This is a genomic window from Pseudomonas serbica, from assembly GCF_028823535.1.
GTDB lineage: Bacteria > Pseudomonadota > Gammaproteobacteria > Pseudomonadales > Pseudomonadaceae > Aquipseudomonas > Aquipseudomonas serbica.
In genome coordinates this window covers 224,337-241,031 of record NZ_JAQIYM010000001.1, presented here as the reverse complement: position 1 = coordinate 241,031, position 16,695 = coordinate 224,337, and the positions used below count along the sequence as shown (strand labels likewise).

Here is a 16,695-nt window from a genome sequence, read left to right as displayed (position 1 = left end):
TTCCTTATGTCAGAAATTTCTGCAGCAAGTCGTTGAGGAAGAGTTGTCCGCGCTCGGTAGCCGCCAGACGTGACGGTTCGACCTGCAGCAGGCCGCTTTGTTCGGCTTCGCGACGGCTTTCGGCGAGGCTTTCCAAGGTCATCCCGGTGCGTTCCGGGTACAGTTGCGCCTCAACCCCGGCCGTCAGGCGCAGGGCGTTCATCAGGAATTCGAACGGCATCTCGTCATTGGTCAGCGCTTTCTCGCCAGCCTGGAAACTTTTCGCCGGATTCAGGTAGTCCTTCGGCAGGCGGGTCTTCCAGGTACGCACGATGCGCCCGTCCGGATGGCTCAGCTTGCCGTGGGCACCGGCGCCGATGCCGATGAAGTCGCCAAAACTCCAGTAATTGAGGTTATGCCGCGCCGGGCGCCCGGGCTGCGCGTAGGCCGAGACTTCGTACTGCGCGTAACCGTGTTCGGCCAGCAGCGCCTGCCCGGCTTCCTGGATATCCCACAGGGTGTCGTCCTCCGGCAGTGTCGGCGGCTGGTTCCAGAAGACGGTGTTCGGCTCCAGGGTCAGCTGATACCAGGACAGGTGGGTCGGTTTCAGGGCGATGGCCTGGCGCAAGTCGCTCAGGGCGTCGTCGAGGGATTGATTGGGCAAGCCGTGCATCAAGTCCAGGTTGAAGTTATCAAAACCGGCCTGACGGGCCATGCCGGCGGCGCGCACCGCTTCGTCACCGTTGTGAATACGCCCCAGGGCCTGGAGCTTTTCTTGTTGAAAGCTCTGGATGCCAATGGACAGGCGATTGATGCCCAGCGCGCGGTAGGCGACGAACTTCTCTTGTTCAAAGGTCCCCGGATTGGCTTCCAGGGTAATTTCGATGTCGCTGGCAAAGGCTATGCGCTGTTCCACCCCCTTGAGCAGGCGCCCCAGGGCCCGGGCGCTGAACAGGCTTGGCGTGCCGCCACCGAAGAAGATCGAGCTCAGCTCACGGCCATAGACCGCGTGCAGGTCCTGGTCGAGGTCAGCCAGCAAGGCGTCGACATACTCCTCTTCCGGCAGCACGGGACTGGCGGTGTGGGAGTTGAAGTCGCAATACGGGCATTTGCGTACGCACCACGGGATGTGGATGTACAGCGCCAGTGGCGGTAGCACAGGCAGGGCGGCCCTGGGCGAGTGGGCGGCGCCGCCGAAGATCAGCGGCGACGCGGAGGATTCACGGGTCATTTCAAGCCCAGACGCTGGCGCAGCAGATCCATTGCACGGGCGCGGTGGCTGATCTGGTTCTTGTCGGCCGGGCTCAGCTCGGCGCTGGAGCAATCGCGCTCCGGCACCCAGAACAACGGGTCGTAGCCAAAACCGTGTTCACCGCTGGCCTGGGTCAGGATGCGCCCGTGCCACAGGCCTTCGCAGAGGATCGGCAGCGGATCGTCGGCGTGCCGCACCAGTGCCAGCACGCAGACGAACTGCGCACCGCGCTCGGTTTCAGGCACGTCCTTCAATACGTCGAGCAGCTTGGCGTTGTTCGCCGCATCGCCCTTGCCATCGGCATAGCGCGCCGAGTAGATACCCGGCGCACCGCCGAGGAAATCCACCGCCAGCCCGGAGTCGTCGGCCAAGGCCGGCAGGCCGGAAATGCGCGCGGCATTGCGGGCCTTGAGGATGGCATTCTCGACGAACGACAGGCCGGTTTCTTCAGGCTCCACGCTGCTGAACTCGCCGATCGAGCGCAATTGCACCGACTCGCCGAGCATGGCCTGGAGTTCCTTGAGTTTGCCGGCGTTGTGGCTGGCCAGTACGAGTTGCGTGAAGTTGATCATTCGCCGGGGAAGAGCTCTTGGTTGAAGTTGATGGTGTTGATTTTGTCGCCGGTCTGCACCTTGATATCGAAGGTGCGGGTTTCCTGCTGATCCACCGGGAACTGGGCGATGTAGTAGATCGCGCCTTGTTCGGTGATCTGGCGGAAGTTCAGGTTCACACTCTGGCTGGTCAGGTCTTTGACCGTACCGCTGACTTGGGCCATCTGCGGCTTGCCGTCCTTGAGCACGGAAATGTTGATCACGCCCTGGTTCTTGCTGCGGGTGAGTTCCGCGGCCTTGGCGATGTCCGGCGTCAGGAAGGTGGAGTTGAAGGTGTTGTAGTGCACCGTTACGTCGCCGAATTTTTCCTGGCGTTCGCCCTTGATCGCGTCGGCGGCCACGGCCGTGACGCTCAGGCAGGCGGTGAACAGAAGCAGTGCTAGACGACCCATGATCATTCTCCTCGAAATGTGCTGATTCAGACCGCGACCTTGTGGTCGGAAAGGCCCGGGCTGCTGACACGGTAAATACCGATCTCACCTAACAGATTAGGCCATAGCTTACTGGCCCACCCGTGCCGATGCTGTTGATCCACGGCAAGCCGATCAATGACCTTGGCTTCACGTTCGCGACACAAGGCTTCAAAGTCCGCGAAGGTGCAGAAGTGAATGTTCGGTGTGTTGTACCAGGTATAGGGCAGGAATTCGGAAACCGGCATCCGGCCCTTGCTCGCCAGGTACCAGCGGCAGCGCCAGTGGCCGAAATTGGGGAAGGTGATGATGCACTGGCGGCCGACCCGCAGCATTTCGTCGAGGATCTTGTCCGGGTAATGCACGGCTTGCAGCGCCTGGGTCATGACCACGATGTCGAAACTGTTGCTGGCAAAGTTGCCCAGGCCCTTGTCCAGGTCCTGCTCGATGACGTTGATGCCCTTGGCCACGCACTCGGCAATGTTGTCCGCGTCGTTTTCCAGGCCATAGCCGGTGACCTGCTTGTTGTCGCGCAGCCAGGTCAGCAGCTCGCCATCGCCGCAACCGAGGTCGAGCACGCGGCTACCGGCGGGGATCCATTCCTGGATGATTTCCAGATCAGCTCTCATGGCTATCTCACAACGTAATGCGGTTCATGTAATTGCCGAACGCCTGCAGGTAGCGCGGGATCGGAATCAGGAAGGCGTCGTGGCCCTGCGGCGCGTCGATTTCCAGGTAGCAGACGTCCTTGCGCGCGGCCATCAGCGCGTCCACCAGTTCCCGCGAGCGGGCAGGGGAGAAGCGCCAGTCGGTGGTGAACGACATCACGCAGAACTTGGCGGTGGCGCCGGCGAAGGTTTTCGCCAGGTCATCGTCGAAGTTGGCCGCCGGGTCGAAGTAGTCCAGGGCCTTGGTCATCAGCAGGTAAGTGTTGGCATCGAAACGTCCGGAGAACTCTTCACCCTGATAACGCAGGTAACTTTCGACCTGGAATTCGACGCTGTGGAAGTCGTAGTTGAGCTTCTCGCTTTTCAGGCCGCGACCGAATTTCTCACCCATGGAATCGTCGGACAGGTAAGTGATATGCCCGACCATCCGCGCCAGCATCAGCCCGCGCTTGGGGATCACGCCGTGTTCCTGGAACGAACCGCCATGGAATTCGGGGTCGGTGAGGATCGCCTGGCGCGCCACTTCGTTGAAGGCGATGTTCTGCGCCGACAGCTTGGGCGCCGAGGCGATGGCCAGGCAATGGCGGATGCGCTCAGGGTACGTGATGCTCCATTGCATCGCCTGCATGCCACCGAGACTGCCGCCGATCACGGCTGCAAACTGGGCGATGCCGAGCCGATCGGCCAAGCGCGCCTGGCTGTGCACCCAGTCTTCCACGGTCAGTACCGGGAAGTCGGCGCCAAACGGCTTGCCGGTCTCCGGGTTGATGCTGCTCGGGCCGGTGGAGCCGTTGCAGCCGCCGAGGTTGTTCAGGCTGACCACGAAGAACTTGCTGGTGTCGATGGGCTTGCCGGGACCAATGCAGCTGTCCCACCAACCCGGTTTGCGGTCGTCGGGGCTGTGATAGCCGGCGGCATGGTGGTGACCGGACAAGGCGTGGCAGATCAGCACGGCGTTGCTCGCCGTGGCGTTCAGGGTGCCGTAGGTCTCGTAGATCAGGTCATAGGCTGGGAGCGAGCGGCCGCAGGCCAACGCCAGGGCTTCGCTGAAGTGCGCCACTTGCGGCGTCACCAGACCAACAGAATCGGGGGGAAAGGCAGCTGGCATCGACCCTGCTCTCGTTGAAATGAGGCGTAAGTCTAAAGACCGGTGGAGTTAGCGGCAAGCAAAGGCCGGGCCTGATTTCATTCAGTTGTACCGAGGCGCTTCATTCGCGAGCAAGCCCGCTCCCACAGGGGGAACGCATTCCAATGTGGGGGCGGGCTTGCTCGCGAAGAACGATGACGCGGTTTAGATCAGGCCAAACAATTCCTTCGGCATCAGCGCGAAGTACGCCAGGCGCGGAATCAGCCAGCTCTGCAGCAATTGCAGTGCGATGAAGGCGAAGATCGGCGAGATGTCGAGGCCACCCAGGTTCGGAATGATCCGGCGGAACGGCGCGAGTACAGGCTCCGTGATCTGCTGGACCAGTTCTGCACCCGGGTTGTGGCTGCCCGGAGCGACCCAGGACAGGATCACACTGATGATCATCGCCCAGAACAGGATCTTCAAAAACAGCGCGAAGATGCCGATCAGCGCCCAAGGCGCCAGGAGCAGCACGTCAACCGAGTAACCACTGAGCAGCAGGATGACCGCGAACAGGGCCATTTGCACGATCAGGGCCAGCACGAGCGAAGACATGTCCAGGCCGAACATGCTCGGGATAACCCGGCGCAGCGGCTTGAGCAGTGGTTGCGTGGCCTTGACGGCGAATTGGCAGAGCGGGTTGTAGAAGTTCGCCCGCACCAGTTGCAGGATGAAACGCAGCAACACGATCAAAAGATACAGGCTGCCCAGGGTCTGGATCACAAAAATGGCAGCGTCATTGAGTCCGAGCATTGTTGATTCCTTATTAAGTGCTGATTAGCGACCGAGTTGCTCAGCCATCTCGGCCGAGCGGTGCGCGGCGGCGCCCAGGGCTTTTTCCACCAGTGCTTCGAAGCCATTGGCCTGGAACGATTTGATCGCGGCTTCCGTGGTGCCTGCAGGCGAAGTGACGCGGCGACGCAACTCGGCGGCGTCGACGTCACTCGACACTGCCATGTGGGCGGCGCCCAGGGCGGTCTGCAAGGTCAGTTGGGCGGCGATGTCTGCCGGCAGGCCGAGTTTGACGCCAGCGGCGGTCATGGCTTCGATCAGCAGGAAAAAGTACGCAGGGCCTGAACCGGAAACGGCGGTGACCGCATCCAGTTGCTGCTCCTCGTCCAGCCACAGGGCAACGCCGACGGCTGACAGCAGTTCCTGGGCTTGCTGGCGCTGCTCGGCGCTCACTTGGGCAGTGGCGAACAAGCCGCTCACGCCCTGACGCAACAGCGCCGGGGTGTTGGGCATGCAGCGCACGATCGGCTGGGCACCGAGCCAGTTATTCATGCTGGCGCAGGTGATGCCGGCGGCAATCGACACCACCAGTTGCCCGGGTTTCAGGCTTGGGCGAATGGCTTCGCAGACAGTCTTCATCGCCTGGGGCTTGACTGCCAGCACGACCACATCGGCGCCGTCGATGGCCTGGGCGTTGTCGGCGAACACTTCGATGCCATGTTCGGCGCTCACGCGGGCGCGGGTTTCTTCGCCCGGATCGCTGGCGCGGATCTGCGCCGCTTCCAGGCCTTTGGCCCGCAGGCCGCCGATGAGGCTGGCGGCCATGTTGCCGGCACCGATAAAGGCAATACGTGTCTTGCTCATGTCAGGTCCTTATAAATGGAGGTCATGGTTGACCGTAATCTCTGGCGCCAAACAGGGCCGTACCGATACGGACCCAAGTGGCGCCTTGGGCGATGGCGGACTCAAGGTCATGGCTCATGCCCATGGAAAGTGTGTCGAGTGGCAGGTTCAGGCTGGCCTGCAGGTTTTGCACGGCAGCGAAAGCGGCATCCTGGGCGGCGCGATCTTCAGTCGGCTCGGGAATCGCCATCAGCCCGCGCAACTTCAGGCGCGGCAAGGCGCTGATGGCGTTGGCCAGGGCCGGCAAGTCTGCCGGCGTGCAGCCGGATTTGCTCGCTTCGCCACTGACGTTGACCTGGATGCAGATGTTCAGCGGAGGCAATTCGGCGGGCCGTTGTTCCGACAGGCGTTGTGCGATTTTCAGGCGATCCACCGAATGCACCCAGGCGAAGTGCTCGGCGATTGCACGAGTCTTGTTCGATTGAATGGGGCCGATGAAGTGCCAGATCAAGGGCAGGTCGCTCAGTTCAAGCTGTTTGCCCAGGGCTTCCTGCAGGTAGTTCTCGCCAAAGTCGCGCAGGCCCGCGGCATGGGCTTCACGCAGCGCCTGGGCGGGTTTGGTCTTGCTCACGGCCAACAACTGGACGCTGTTTTCATCGCGGTGGGCGGCGAGGGCGGCGGCACGGATGCGTGAACCAACCCGTTCAATGTTGTCTGCTATCGTGGACATTCAAGAGGCGCCAGCGGTCTGAGGTTGGCGGCATTCTACTGGAATTGAGGGGTGCTATGGATATCACTGAGTTGCTGGCGTTCAGCGCCAAACAAAGCGCATCCGACCTGCATTTGTCGGCAGGCCTGCCGCCGATGATCCGCGTCGATGGCGATGTGCGGCGCATCAACCTGCCGCCCCTGGAACACAAGGAGGTGCAGGCGCTGATCTACGACATCATGAACGACGCGCAACGGGTGGCGTTCGAAAAGCACCTGGAAACCGACTTTTCCTTTGAGGTGCCTGGCGTTGCGCGATTTCGGGTCAATGCCTTCAACCAGAGTCGAGGCGCCGGAGCGGTGTTTCGCACGATCCCCTCCAGGGTCCAGAGCATGGAAGAGCTGGGCATGGGCGAAGTGTTTCGCAAGATGACCGACGCACCCCGCGGCCTGGTGCTGGTGACCGGCCCGACGGGGTCCGGCAAGTCCACCACCCTCGCCGCGATGATCGATTACCTGAACAGCCACCGTCATCACCACATCCTTACTATCGAAGACCCTATCGAGTTCGTCCACGAGTCGCGCAAATGCCTGATCAATCAGCGTGAAGTTCATCGCGATACCCACAGTTTCGCCACAGCCTTGCGTTCGGCCCTGCGCGAAGACCCGGACGTGATCCTGGTGGGGGAGATGCGTGATCTGGAGACCATCCGCCTGGCGTTGACCGCCGCCGAGACCGGCCACCTGGTGTTCGGCACGTTGCACACGACCTCGGCGGCGAAAACCATCGACCGGATCATCGACGTGTTTCCCGGGGACGAGAAGTCGATGGTGCGTTCGATGCTGTCCGAATCGTTGCTGGCGGTGGTGTCCCAGACCCTGGTCAAGAAGATTGGTGGCGGGCGGGTGGCGGCCCACGAGATCCTGCTCGGGACGTCGGCGATCCGTAACCTGATCCGAGAAGACAAAGTGGCGCAGATGTACTCGATGATTCAGGCAGGCGGGTCGCTGGGTATGCAGACGCTGGACATGGGCTTGAAGGACCTGGTGACCAAGGGCTTGGTCAGTCGCGATCAGGCGCGGGAGAAAGCGCGCTCGCCGGATAATTTTTGAGGCCACGGTGTGGCGCTTTCAAAGACGCCTTCGCGAGCAAGCCCGCTCCCACAGGGGAATGCATTCCAATGTGGCAGCGGGCTTGCTCGCGAAGAGGCCATTACATCCGAAGTAGATTTCAGCAGCTGTAATCAGCGTTGCACAACCCGCATCGCATTCTGTTCTTTCGGCAGAACCCGCTTGGCCACTACGTAGTGTTTTTCCCAGTAGGGTTTCTTCAAGGTGTCGATGCTCACCGACTTGCCACGGCGTGGTGCGTGGATAAAGCGGTCGTTGCCCAGGTAGATGGCAACGTGATTGACTCGACGGCTCTTGATGTTGAAGAAAATCAGGTCGCCCGGTTTCAAATCGTCGCGATCGACTTTCTCGCCGTGACCGCTGGCCATGGCATTGGAGGTGCGTGGCAGGTCAAACGTGGCGTCGTTGAACGCGTATTTCACCAGACCGCTGCAGTCGAAGCCTTTGCTCGGGCTGCTGCCGCCCCAGCGGTACGGTGTACCGAGGACGTTGACGGCGCGGCTCAGCACGTTGCTGCTTTCCCGGGTCGCCATCGGCGGCACCAGGCTGCTTTTGCTGACCAGTTGCGGAGCTGTTTTGACCGATTTCTTGCTTTTACTCGAAGGAGCGGAAGCATGGGATTTTGGGGTGTAACCATTAACGTTCGGAAGACGTTGCTCACGATTGGTGGCGTGGGCGGCCAGAGGCAATAATAGGCAAATGGTTAGCCATGTCTTGAAAAATGGACGCATTAGGCAGGGCTCGTATGTGTTAGCGCGCAACTTTATAACAGCTTTTTTGTCTATTCCGGGGCCGTTGGTCGATAAACCTGGGGGGCAACGGAACCAAATAAGCGGTAAATGGACGCTATTGTCGGACAGAAGCCCGATGCTATAAGGGTTTGGCGCGAGAGAAGGTAACATTTGCCATACGTCGGCTGCTCGTAAAAAAGTCACAAAGATTTAAAGAATATTTATCTATCGTGTGAATCGAGGTCATCCATGAACACCTATCAAGCGCCCGTCCCGCACCAAGACACCCACAGCAAAGTGATCGGTTACCTGTTGTGGATTTTCGGCTTTCTCGGCTCTCATCGCTTTTATTACGGCAAGCCGGTGACCGGGACGATCTGGTTTTTCACCTTCGGTTTGCTGGGGATTGGCTGGCTGATCGACCTGTTCCTGATTCCGACCATGGACCGTGAAGCGGACCTGCGGTTTACCGCTGGGCCAATCGAATACAACGTGGCGTGGATCCTGCTGACGTTTCTCGGGGTGTTCGGTGTGCACCGGATGTATCAGGGGAAGTGGATCAGCGGGCTGCTGTACCTGGTGACGGGCGGGTTGTTCTTTCTGGGGGTGTTGTATGACTTCTGGACACTGAATGACCAGGTTTCCGTGCGTAACGCCCAGAATCGCGGCGCTTTTTAGTCAGTCTTCGCGAGCAAGCCCGCTCCCACAATGTGTGGGAGCGAGCCTGCTCGCGAATGCAGGCGACGCGGTTTTAAGCCTGGTGGCTGATCCGTCCGTCCACCAGGGTGTAGCGCACCACGCCCGGCAGGCTATGACCCAGGAACGGGCAGTTCTCGCCCTTGGACAACCAGGTCTCACCGGCCACGGTCGAGGCCGCAGGGTCGAACAGCACGATATCCGCCGCACCGCCCACCGCCAGTTTGCCCGCCGGCAGGCGCAGCGCCTCGGCAGGGCCATTGCCGAGACGCGCCAGCAACGTCGGCAGGTCGAGCAAGCCGTCTTCTACCAGTGTCATCGCCAGCGGCAGCAGCAGTTCAACACTGCTGATGCCTGGCTCGGTGGCCCCGAACGGCGCCAACTTGGCATCGCGCTCGTGAGGCTGGTGATGGCTGGAAATGGCCGAGACTACCCCGGATTTCACCGCTTCACGCAGGCCATCGCGGTCGGCACGGGTGCGCAGTGGTGGCTGCACGTGATAGAGGCTGCTGAAGTCGATCAGTGCTTCGTCGGTCAGTATCAACTGGTACAGGGCGACATCCGCCGTGACCTTCAGGCCGCGCTGCTGGGCCTGGGCGATCAGGGCTACACCGCGCGCGCTGGTGAGCTGGCTGAAGTGCGCGCGCACGCCGGTTTGTTCGACCAAAAGCAGATCCCTGGCCAGGGCCACGGTTTCGGCGGTTTCCGGAATGCCCGGCAGGCCGAGGAAGCTCGCGGTCGGGCCTTCATGGGCCAGTCCGCCTTCTGCCAAGTCGTGGTCCTGGGAGTTGAAAATCACCGTGAGGTCGAAGGTGGCCGCGTAATCCAGCGCCCGGCACAGGGTGCGGGTATTGCGGAAACTCTCCAGGCCGTTGCCGAAGGCCACGCAGCCGGCATCGCGCAAGGCAACCAGTTCGGCCAGTTGCTCGCCGTCCAGGCCTTTGCTCAGGGCGCCGATAGGGAAGACTTTGGTGTTGCCAGCCTCGCGGGCGCGGTCGAGGATCAGTTCGGCGACGGCCGAGGTGTCCAGTACCGGTTTGGTTTTGGGTGGGCAGCACAGGCTGGTGACGCCGCCGGCAGCGGCCGCGCGGGTTTCGCTGGCGATCGAGCCTTTGCGGCTGTAGCCCGGTTCGCGCAGGGCGACGTTGAGGTCGACCAGGCCGGGGGCGGCCACCAAGCCTTTGGCGTCGAGGGTGTCGACGGCGACAAAGCCGGCTGGCGCGGCGCCAATGGCGACGATCTTGCAGGCTTCAATATGGATATCGGTAACTTGATCCAGGCCGGTGGCCGGATCGATGACGCGGGCGCCGAGAATGCTGAGCTTCACTGGGCGTTCTCCTGTTCGAATTGGCGCTGCGCAGTCTGCCCGCTCATGGCCATGGACAGCACGGCCATACGAATCGCGATGCCGTAGGTCACTTGGTTGAGGATTACCGAGTGCGGGCCGTCGGCGACCGCCGACTCGATTTCCACACCACGGTTGATCGGCCCCGGGTGCATGACGATGGCATCGGGCTTGGCGCCGGCCAGGCGTGCGGTGGTCAGGCCGAACAGGCGGTAGAACTCGCCTTCGCTCGGCAGCAGGCCGCCGGTCATGCGCTCACGCTGCAGGCGCAGCATGATCACCACGTCGACGTCTTTCAGGCCTTCGGTCATGTCGGTGTAGACCTTCACGCCGTACTGCTCGATGCCGATCGGCAGCAGGGTCTTCGGCGCAATCACGCGGATGTCCGGGCAACCCAGGGTTTTCAGGGCCAGCATGTTCGAGCGCGCAACCCGCGAGTGCAGGATGTCGCCGACGATGGCCACCGACAGGTTTTCGAAGCCGCCCTTGTGCCGACGGATGGTGAGCATGTCGAGCATGCCCTGGGTCGGGTGGGCATGACGGCCGTCGCCACCGTTGATGATCGCCACTTGCGGGCAAACATGTTCGGCGATGAAGTGCGCGGCGCCGGAATCACCGTGGCGCACGACGAACATGTCGGCGGCCATGGCTTCCAGGTTGCGCAGTGTGTCGAGCAGGGTTTCCCCCTTGCTCGCCGACGATGTCGACACGTTCAGGGTGATCACGTCTGCCGACAGGCGCTGGGCCGCCAGTTCGAAGGTGGTGCGGGTACGGGTCGAGTTTTCGAAGAACACGTTGCACACGGTCTTGCCGCGCAGCAGCGGGACTTTCTTCACGGCTCGCGCGCCGACTTCGAGGAAAGAGTCGGCGGTGTCGAGGATTTCCGTCAGCAACTCGCGGCGCAAACCGTCGAGCGAAAGGAAATGGCGCAGCTGGCCCTGATCATTGAGCTGCAGCGGGCGCTTGGTATCTAAAGGCGTCATCGCGAGGGGGACTCTCAATAGGGCGAATTAAAGGGCGAGGTCTTGCAGTTCGAGCTGGAGTTCCGGGCCCGACAGCTTCACCCGCTCGTGGGCTGCCAGGGACAGGGTCGCGCCTACTACGTTCGGGCGGATCGGCAGTTCCCCGGCGTCCAGGTCCAGCAGGCACACCAGTGTCACGCTGGCCGGGCGACCGTAGTCGAAGAGTTCATTCAAGGCGGCGCGTATGGTGCGCCCGCTCATCAGCACGTCGTCGATCAGCACCAGGTGCTGGCCTTCGATCTCGAACGGCAGGGCCGACGGGCGTACTTGCGGGTGCAGGCCGTTCTGGCTGAAGTCGTCGCGGTAGAAGGAAACGTCGAGTGTGCCAAGCGGTTCAGCGCTGCCCAGTTCTTTGAGCAGGGCCTGGGCAACCCACACGCCACCGGTACGAATGCCGATGTAGCGCGGTTCGCTGATGCCACGGTGTTCCAGGTGTGCCTTGAGACGGATCGCCATCTGGCTGATCAGCTCGGCGGGATTGGGCAGGCTCATGGTTGCTCCTTCTTGGGCCCGAGCCGGGTCGTTGCCTGGGTGGCTCGGGTTGTAGCTAAAAGAGACGGGTGACGGCTCTTCAGGATTGGGATTGGAACAATGCGCTGTTCTCGTCGAGCCAGCCTTGCAGCAGCAGTGCGGCGGCTATGGCATCGACTGGATTGTCGCGGTAACTGCCTTTCTGCCCACCCCGGGCCAGGCGTTCGCCCTTGGCCTCGAAGGTGGTCAAGCGTTCATCGTGGGTGTAGAAGGGCAGGTTGAAGCGACCGTTCAGGCGCCGGGCGAATTTTTCCGCGCGGGCGCACATGTCGCTGGGCGTGCCGTCCATGTTCAGTGGCAGGCCGACCACCACGGCGTCGGGTTTCCACTCCTTGATCAGCGCTTCGACCTGATCCCAGTCGGGAATGCCGTTTTGTGCCTTCAAGGTGCACAGCTCGCGGGCCTGGCCGGTAATCACCTGGCCAACCGCAACGCCGATCTGTTTGGTGCCGTAGTCAAATCCCAGAATCAACCGCAGGGCCATCAGGCGTGCCCCGCCTGGCTAGTGAGCAGGCTGAGGTTGACGCCCAGGTGTTTGGCCGCCGCTTCCAGGCGCTGCTCGCTGCTGGTGTTGAACAGGATGTCGGCATCGTACGGGCAGGTCAGCCAGGCGTTTTGCGCCAGTTCGGCCTCCAGTTGCCCGGCTTCCCAACCGGCGTAACCCAGGGTGATGACGCTTTTCGCCGGGCCGACACCGTCGGCGATGGCGAAGAGCACGTCCTGGGATGTCGACAGGGACAGATCGCCTTCCAGATCAACGGTCGCTTGAAAACTCTGGCCCGAGGGGTGCAGGACAAAACCGCGATCGGTCTGCACCGGCCCGCCGATGAAGATCGGCACGTGTTGGCACAGCGCTGGCGGTTCGATATCCGGGCGCAACTGCTCGAGGATATCGGCCAGGTTCAGGTCCTGCGGACGGTTGACCACCAGCCCCATGGCACCATTGGCCGTGTGCTCGACGATGTAGGTCAAGGTGTGCGCAAAGTTCGGGTCGGCCATGTGAGGCATGGCGATCAGGAAGTGATGCTTGAGGTAGCTGGGGCTGACGTTTTTCATGAGCGCTAGTGTGGCGTTGGAGGGGCAAACTGACAAGCTGGGGATGCACAGGAAATGCCGCAAATCCCAAGAAGGGCACAGATACATGTGGGAGCGGGCTTGCTCGCGAAAGTGGTGTGTCATCCAAGATGAATCTCGACTGGCACGACGCCTTCGCGAGCAAGCCCCTCCCACAGAGGGATTTTTGCTGGTCAGTTGCTGGAGAGGCGGTCGCCGCGGGCAAATTTCCAGGTGCGGATGATTTCCAGGCGATCGATGTCCGACAGGTCCCCGGTAAATGGTGCAAACGGCGCCGCCAGGCGCACGATGCGCTGGGCCGCCTGATCCAGCAGCGGTTGCCCGGACGACTCCAGCACCAGCACTTCATACAGCGAGCCGTCGCGATTGATCGAAACCATCAGGCGCAAATTGCCGTAGATTTGCTTGCGCCGGGCTTCGTCAGGGTAATTGAGGTTGCCGATGCGCTCGACTTTCTTGCGCCATTCGTCCTTGTACCAGGCGCCCTTGTCGCGCATGGTCGAGGCGGCGCTCAGGCGGTGGATGCGCGGGCGCTTGGCGTACAACTGTTGTTCGTTGGCCAGTTCGGCTTCGAGGCTGGCGATGTCGCTGGACAGTTGTTCACTGTCGAACGTCGGTGCGGCTACCGCAGGCTTGGTGACGGGCTTGGGTTCTTCGGTTTTCGCCGAGGCTTTCTTCGGTTTGGGCGCGACGGTGGTCACGGCAGCCTTGGGCGGGGCTTCCTGCTGTTCCGGCTTGGCCGCCGGCGGTGGCGTGACTTTCTGTACCTTGTTGTCCTGGAAAGGGGCGATCTCGGTGGTCTTGGGGATCGCCTTCTTGTCCAGGGTGCCGCTGCCTTGCTGATTTTCCTGGGCGAGGAAATCGGCCTTGTCCGGCTTTTTTTCGCTCTTGAAGGTGGCGAGGGTGATTTCCAGGGTTTTGCTGATCTGCTTGGGCTCGACCATCGTGAAACCGACGCCCAACAGCAATGCCAGGTGGATCAGTGCCGCCAGGAACAGGGTAAAACCGAGACGATCGGCCGGGCGCACGCCGTAATGGGCGAGTTCGGGAGGCAGATCGGACGGAAGGGTCATGACAAGGAAACCAACATCGCGTTTTCACAGGCCGCGCATGATAACGCAATGTTGGTTTGGCTTTTCAACGGGCCTTGAGCTTCTGATCGATGGCATCCATCAGCATGCCGCCAATATCGGTGCCGAAGGCATTGTCGATTTCGCGGATGCAGGTCGGGCTGGTGACGTTGATTTCGGTCAGGTGCTCGCCGATCACATCGAGGCCGACGAACAACAGGCCTTTTTCACGCAGGGTCGGGCCGACTTGCGCCGCGATCCAGCGATCCTTCTCGGTCAATGGGCGAGCTTCACCGCGGCCACCGGCGGCGAGGTTGCCACGGGTTTCGCCAGCGGCGGGAATGCGCGCCAGGCAGTAGTCCACCGGTTCGCCGTCGATCATCAAAATGCGTTTGTCGCCATCGACGATGGCCGGCAGGTAGCCCTGGATCATGATTTGCTGCTGGCCGTGCAGGGTCAGGGTTTCGAGGATCACCGAGAGGTTCGGGTGGCCGGCGGTGTGACGGAAGATCGACGACCCGCCCATGCCGTCCAGCGGCTTGAGGATCACATCGCCATGATGGTCGGCGAATTCGCGCAGTACGTCCGGACGACGGCTGACGACGGTCGGTGGCGTGCACTGCGGGAACAGCGTGGCGAACAGCTTTTCGTTGCAGTCGCGCAGGCTCTGCGGCTTGTTGACCACCAGCACGCCCGCACTTTCGGCCTGTTCCAGCAGATAGGTGGAATAGACGAATTCCATGTCGAAGGGCGGATCCTTGCGCATCAGGATCACGTCCAGATCGCTCAGCAGGGCGTCCTGCTCGGCCTCCAGCTCGAACCATTTTTCCGGGTTGGCGAACACTTTCAGCGGACGCATCCGCGCCCGAGCCTGGCCTTCGGCCTGGTACAGGTCGCGCTGTTCCATGTAGAACAGTTCCCAACCGCGCTTTTGTGCGGCCAGCAGCATGGCCAGCGAGCTATCCTTTTTATAGGAGATGCTGGCGATAGGATCCATGACAATCCCGACACGAACGCTCATGGGTGTTTCCTCAAGATTTGGGGCTGATGTCGACCTGTAGGAGCCAGCTTGCTCCTACAGAAGATCAGGCCGAAGGACCATATAAAAGTGGCGTCAGAGTGGCGCTGAGTGTGTTCCCGGTCAAGGAAAAACCACTGCCAGGGCCGGCCGATAGATTGGATTAGGAGACTGTGCTAAAAAGGCTGCCATGTCGTGCCGGCCCTTGAACATCAAGGGTTTCGAGTCCTCGATGGCCCGCAAATGGACAAATAGATTCTTAAAGGCGACGGTAGAGCCACTATGGAACAGCAACCCAGCGCCTTGAAGGTCATGGTGATCGACGATTCGAAGACGATTCGTCGCACCGCCGAAACACTGCTCAAGAACGTGGGTTGTGAGGTCATCACGGCCATCGACGGCTTCGATGCCCTGGCCAAGATCGCCGACCACCACCCCGGCATCATCTTTGTCGACATCATGATGCCGCGCCTGGATGGCTATCAGACCTGCGCTTTAATCAAGAACAACAGTGCCTTCAAGTCCACGCCAGTGATTATGCTGTCGTCCAAGGACGGACTGTTCGACAAGGCCAAGGGGCGCATCGTCGGCTCTGACCAGTTCCTGACCAAACCTTTCAGCAAGGAAGAACTGCTGAACGCGATACAGGCCCATGTTCCGGGGTTTGCCGCTGTTTTGCCGCAGTAAGACACCTACAGAGACGCTCGGCCATTGGGCCTTGCGCCGACAAGAATGGGGAAGACCATGGCACGTATCCTGATCGTCGATGATTCGCCGACTGAAATGTACAAACTGACCGGCATGCTGGAAAAGCACGGTCATGAAGTATTGAAAGCCGAAAACGGCGCAGACGGCGTGGCCCTGGCCCGCCAGGAAAAACCCGACGCAGTGCTGATGGATATCGTCATGCCCGGACTCAACGGCTTCCAGGCGACCCGCCAGTTGACCAAGGATCCGGACACCGGGCATATCCCGGTGATTATCATTACCACCAAGGATCAGGAAACCGACAAGGTCTGGGGCACTCGCCAAGGGGCAAGGGATTACCTGACCAAGCCGGTCGACGAAGATACCTTGATCAAGACCCTCAATGGCGTGTTGGCCGGTTGATCGTACGGCCATGAACGAATCACTGACCGCCTTCGAACTGCTGCTGCAGATCGACCGGCGCTGTCGCTTGCTGGCGGCGGACTTGCCGTCCCAGCCGACCCGACAGGACAGTTGGAGCGGCATTGGTTTTCGCCTGGGCGAACAGGGGTACGTCGCACCCATGGGCGAAGTCGGTGAAGTGTTGCACGAGCCGCGTTTTACCCAGGTGCCGGGGGTCAAGCCCTGGGTCAAGGGCGTGGCCAATCTGCGTGGGCGCTTGTTGCCGATCATGGACCTGGCAGGCTTCTTCGGCCATGAAGTCTCGACGCCGCGCAAGCAGCGGCGGGTGTTGGTGGTGGAGCACGACGAGGTGTTTGCCGGGCTGTTGGTCGATGAAGTCTTCGGCTTGCAGCATTTTGCCCGGGACAGCCTGCAGCCGACAGACACGTCGAACAGCCCGATTTCACCGTTCATCACGGGCCGGTTCCAGCGAGAACAGACCTGGCGGGTGTTCAGTCTGCTTGCGCTGGCGCGGTCGCAAGGATTCATGAACATCGCGCTATAAACGCGGACACCTGTGGGAGCGAGCCTGCTCGCGATTGAACGATAACGCGGTGTTCCTGAAACACCGCGGTGCCTGAATCGCGAGCAGGCTCGCT

Annotated in this window: 21 protein-coding genes; 5 read left to right on the top strand and 16 right to left on the bottom strand. The window is 61.3% G+C overall.

Features of this window, described 5'->3' with window-relative positions; genetic code table 11:
* Nucleotides 1-4: 4 nt before the first annotated feature.
* From hemW to NQL71_RS01035, 8 genes are all read right to left on the bottom strand, one after another.
* The gene (gene hemW, locus NQL71_RS01070) at nt 5-1,210 is read right to left on the bottom strand and encodes a radical SAM family heme chaperone HemW (RefSeq protein WP_046818344.1); all 1,206 of its coding nucleotides are present in this window, start codon (nt 1,208-1,210) and stop codon (nt 5-7) included.
* Nucleotides 1,207-1,803 (bottom strand): RdgB/HAM1 family non-canonical purine NTP pyrophosphatase, encoded by a 597-nt coding sequence (gene rdgB / locus NQL71_RS01065; protein ID WP_046818343.1) that lies wholly within the window; start codon nt 1,801-1,803, stop codon nt 1,207-1,209. The genes hemW and rdgB overlap by 4 nt, the downstream gene beginning before the upstream one ends.
* On the bottom strand, nt 1,800-2,234 hold the full coding sequence (locus NQL71_RS01060; RefSeq protein ID WP_046818342.1) for a DUF4426 domain-containing protein: 435 nt from the start codon (nt 2,232-2,234) through the stop codon (nt 1,800-1,802). The genes rdgB and NQL71_RS01060 overlap by 4 nt, the downstream gene beginning before the upstream one ends.
* 26 nt (nt 2,235-2,260) lie before the next feature.
* Nucleotides 2,261-2,881, bottom strand: coding sequence for a methionine biosynthesis protein MetW (gene metW, locus NQL71_RS01055; protein WP_007987819.1), 621 nt, complete (start codon nt 2,879-2,881; stop codon nt 2,261-2,263).
* A gap of 7 nt (nt 2,882-2,888) precedes the next feature.
* Nucleotides 2,889-4,028 carry a homoserine O-succinyltransferase MetX gene (metX, locus tag NQL71_RS01050; RefSeq protein ID WP_046818341.1) on the bottom strand — a complete coding sequence of 380 codons (1,140 nt, stop codon included), beginning with the start codon at nt 4,026-4,028 and terminating at the stop codon, nt 2,889-2,891.
* Nucleotides 4,029-4,211: 183 nt separating this feature from the next.
* Nucleotides 4,212-4,799, bottom strand: coding sequence for a YggT family protein (locus NQL71_RS01045; RefSeq protein WP_046818340.1), 588 nt, complete (start codon nt 4,797-4,799; stop codon nt 4,212-4,214).
* 24 nt (nt 4,800-4,823) lie between these two features.
* On the bottom strand, nt 4,824-5,642 hold the full coding sequence (gene proC, locus NQL71_RS01040; protein ID WP_046818339.1) for a pyrroline-5-carboxylate reductase: 819 nt from the start codon (nt 5,640-5,642) through the stop codon (nt 4,824-4,826).
* A 22-nt stretch (nt 5,643-5,664) separates the two neighbouring features.
* Nucleotides 5,665-6,351: a YggS family pyridoxal phosphate-dependent enzyme gene (locus NQL71_RS01035; protein WP_046818338.1), complete on the bottom strand. Its 687-nt coding sequence runs from the start codon at nt 6,349-6,351 to the stop codon at nt 5,665-5,667.
* Between the two features lie 56 nt (nt 6,352-6,407).
* Here NQL71_RS01035 and NQL71_RS01030 point away from each other — a divergent pair, with 56 nt between their 5' ends.
* Nucleotides 6,408-7,442 (top strand): type IV pilus twitching motility protein PilT, encoded by a 1,035-nt coding sequence (locus NQL71_RS01030; protein WP_046818337.1) that lies wholly within the window; start codon nt 6,408-6,410, stop codon nt 7,440-7,442.
* A 131-nt stretch (nt 7,443-7,573) separates the two neighbouring features.
* Here the strand turns inward: NQL71_RS01030 and NQL71_RS01025 are convergent, their stop codons facing one another.
* Nucleotides 7,574-8,191 carry a C40 family peptidase gene (locus tag NQL71_RS01025; RefSeq protein WP_046818336.1) on the bottom strand — a complete coding sequence of 206 codons (618 nt, stop codon included), beginning with the start codon at nt 8,189-8,191 and terminating at the stop codon, nt 7,574-7,576.
* Between the two features lie 249 nt (nt 8,192-8,440).
* On the opposite strand from NQL71_RS01025, the gene NQL71_RS01020 reads away from it, so the two are divergent.
* Nucleotides 8,441-8,869 (top strand): NINE protein, encoded by a 429-nt coding sequence (locus tag NQL71_RS01020; protein ID WP_046818335.1) that lies wholly within the window; start codon nt 8,441-8,443, stop codon nt 8,867-8,869.
* A gap of 73 nt (nt 8,870-8,942) precedes the next feature.
* Here NQL71_RS01020 and NQL71_RS01015 read toward each other — a convergent pair whose 3' ends face one another.
* From NQL71_RS01015 to gshB, 7 genes are all read right to left on the bottom strand, one after another.
* Nucleotides 8,943-10,214, bottom strand: coding sequence for a dihydroorotase (locus tag NQL71_RS01015; RefSeq protein WP_046818334.1), 1,272 nt, complete (start codon nt 10,212-10,214; stop codon nt 8,943-8,945).
* Nucleotides 10,211-11,215 (bottom strand): aspartate carbamoyltransferase catalytic subunit, encoded by a 1,005-nt coding sequence (locus tag NQL71_RS01010; RefSeq protein ID WP_046818333.1) that lies wholly within the window; start codon nt 11,213-11,215, stop codon nt 10,211-10,213. The genes NQL71_RS01015 and NQL71_RS01010 overlap by 4 nt, the downstream gene beginning before the upstream one ends.
* Nucleotides 11,216-11,242: 27 nt before the next feature.
* The gene (pyrR, locus tag NQL71_RS01005) at nt 11,243-11,746 is read right to left on the bottom strand and encodes a bifunctional pyr operon transcriptional regulator/uracil phosphoribosyltransferase PyrR (RefSeq protein WP_046818332.1); all 504 of its coding nucleotides are present in this window, start codon (nt 11,744-11,746) and stop codon (nt 11,243-11,245) included.
* Between the two features lie 79 nt (nt 11,747-11,825).
* A complete protein-coding gene (ruvX, locus tag NQL71_RS01000) occupies nt 11,826-12,269 on the bottom strand; it encodes a Holliday junction resolvase RuvX (protein ID WP_046818331.1) in 444 nt (147 codons plus the stop codon).
* On the bottom strand, nt 12,269-12,841 hold the full coding sequence (locus NQL71_RS00995) for a YqgE/AlgH family protein (protein ID WP_046818330.1): 573 nt from the start codon (nt 12,839-12,841) through the stop codon (nt 12,269-12,271). Before NQL71_RS00995 ends, ruvX begins: the two co-directional genes overlap by 1 nt.
* Before the next feature lie 191 nt (nt 12,842-13,032).
* Entirely contained in the window at nt 13,033-13,932 is a 900-nt protein-coding gene (locus NQL71_RS00990) for an energy transducer TonB (protein ID WP_046818329.1), read from the bottom strand.
* A gap of 64 nt (nt 13,933-13,996) precedes the next feature.
* Complete coding sequence (gene gshB / locus NQL71_RS00985; RefSeq protein WP_046818328.1) at nt 13,997-14,950, bottom strand: glutathione synthase; 954 nt, start codon at nt 14,948-14,950, stop codon at nt 13,997-13,999.
* Between the two features lie 279 nt (nt 14,951-15,229).
* Between gshB and pilG the strand changes: the two genes are divergently transcribed.
* Genes pilG through NQL71_RS00970 form a run of 3 tightly spaced genes read left to right on the top strand, consistent with a single transcriptional unit; the run spans nt 15,230 to nt 16,601 of the window.
* Nucleotides 15,230-15,634: a twitching motility response regulator PilG gene (gene pilG / locus NQL71_RS00980; protein ID WP_046818327.1), complete on the top strand. Its 405-nt coding sequence runs from the start codon at nt 15,230-15,232 to the stop codon at nt 15,632-15,634.
* Nucleotides 15,635-15,691: 57 nt separating this feature from the next.
* A complete protein-coding gene (gene pilH / locus NQL71_RS00975; RefSeq protein WP_046818326.1) occupies nt 15,692-16,057 on the top strand; it encodes a twitching motility response regulator PilH in 366 nt (121 codons plus the stop codon).
* Between the two features lie 10 nt (nt 16,058-16,067).
* Nucleotides 16,068-16,601: a chemotaxis protein CheW gene (locus tag NQL71_RS00970; protein WP_274642170.1), complete on the top strand. Its 534-nt coding sequence runs from the start codon at nt 16,068-16,070 to the stop codon at nt 16,599-16,601.
* Nucleotides 16,602-16,695 lie beyond the last annotated feature (94 nt).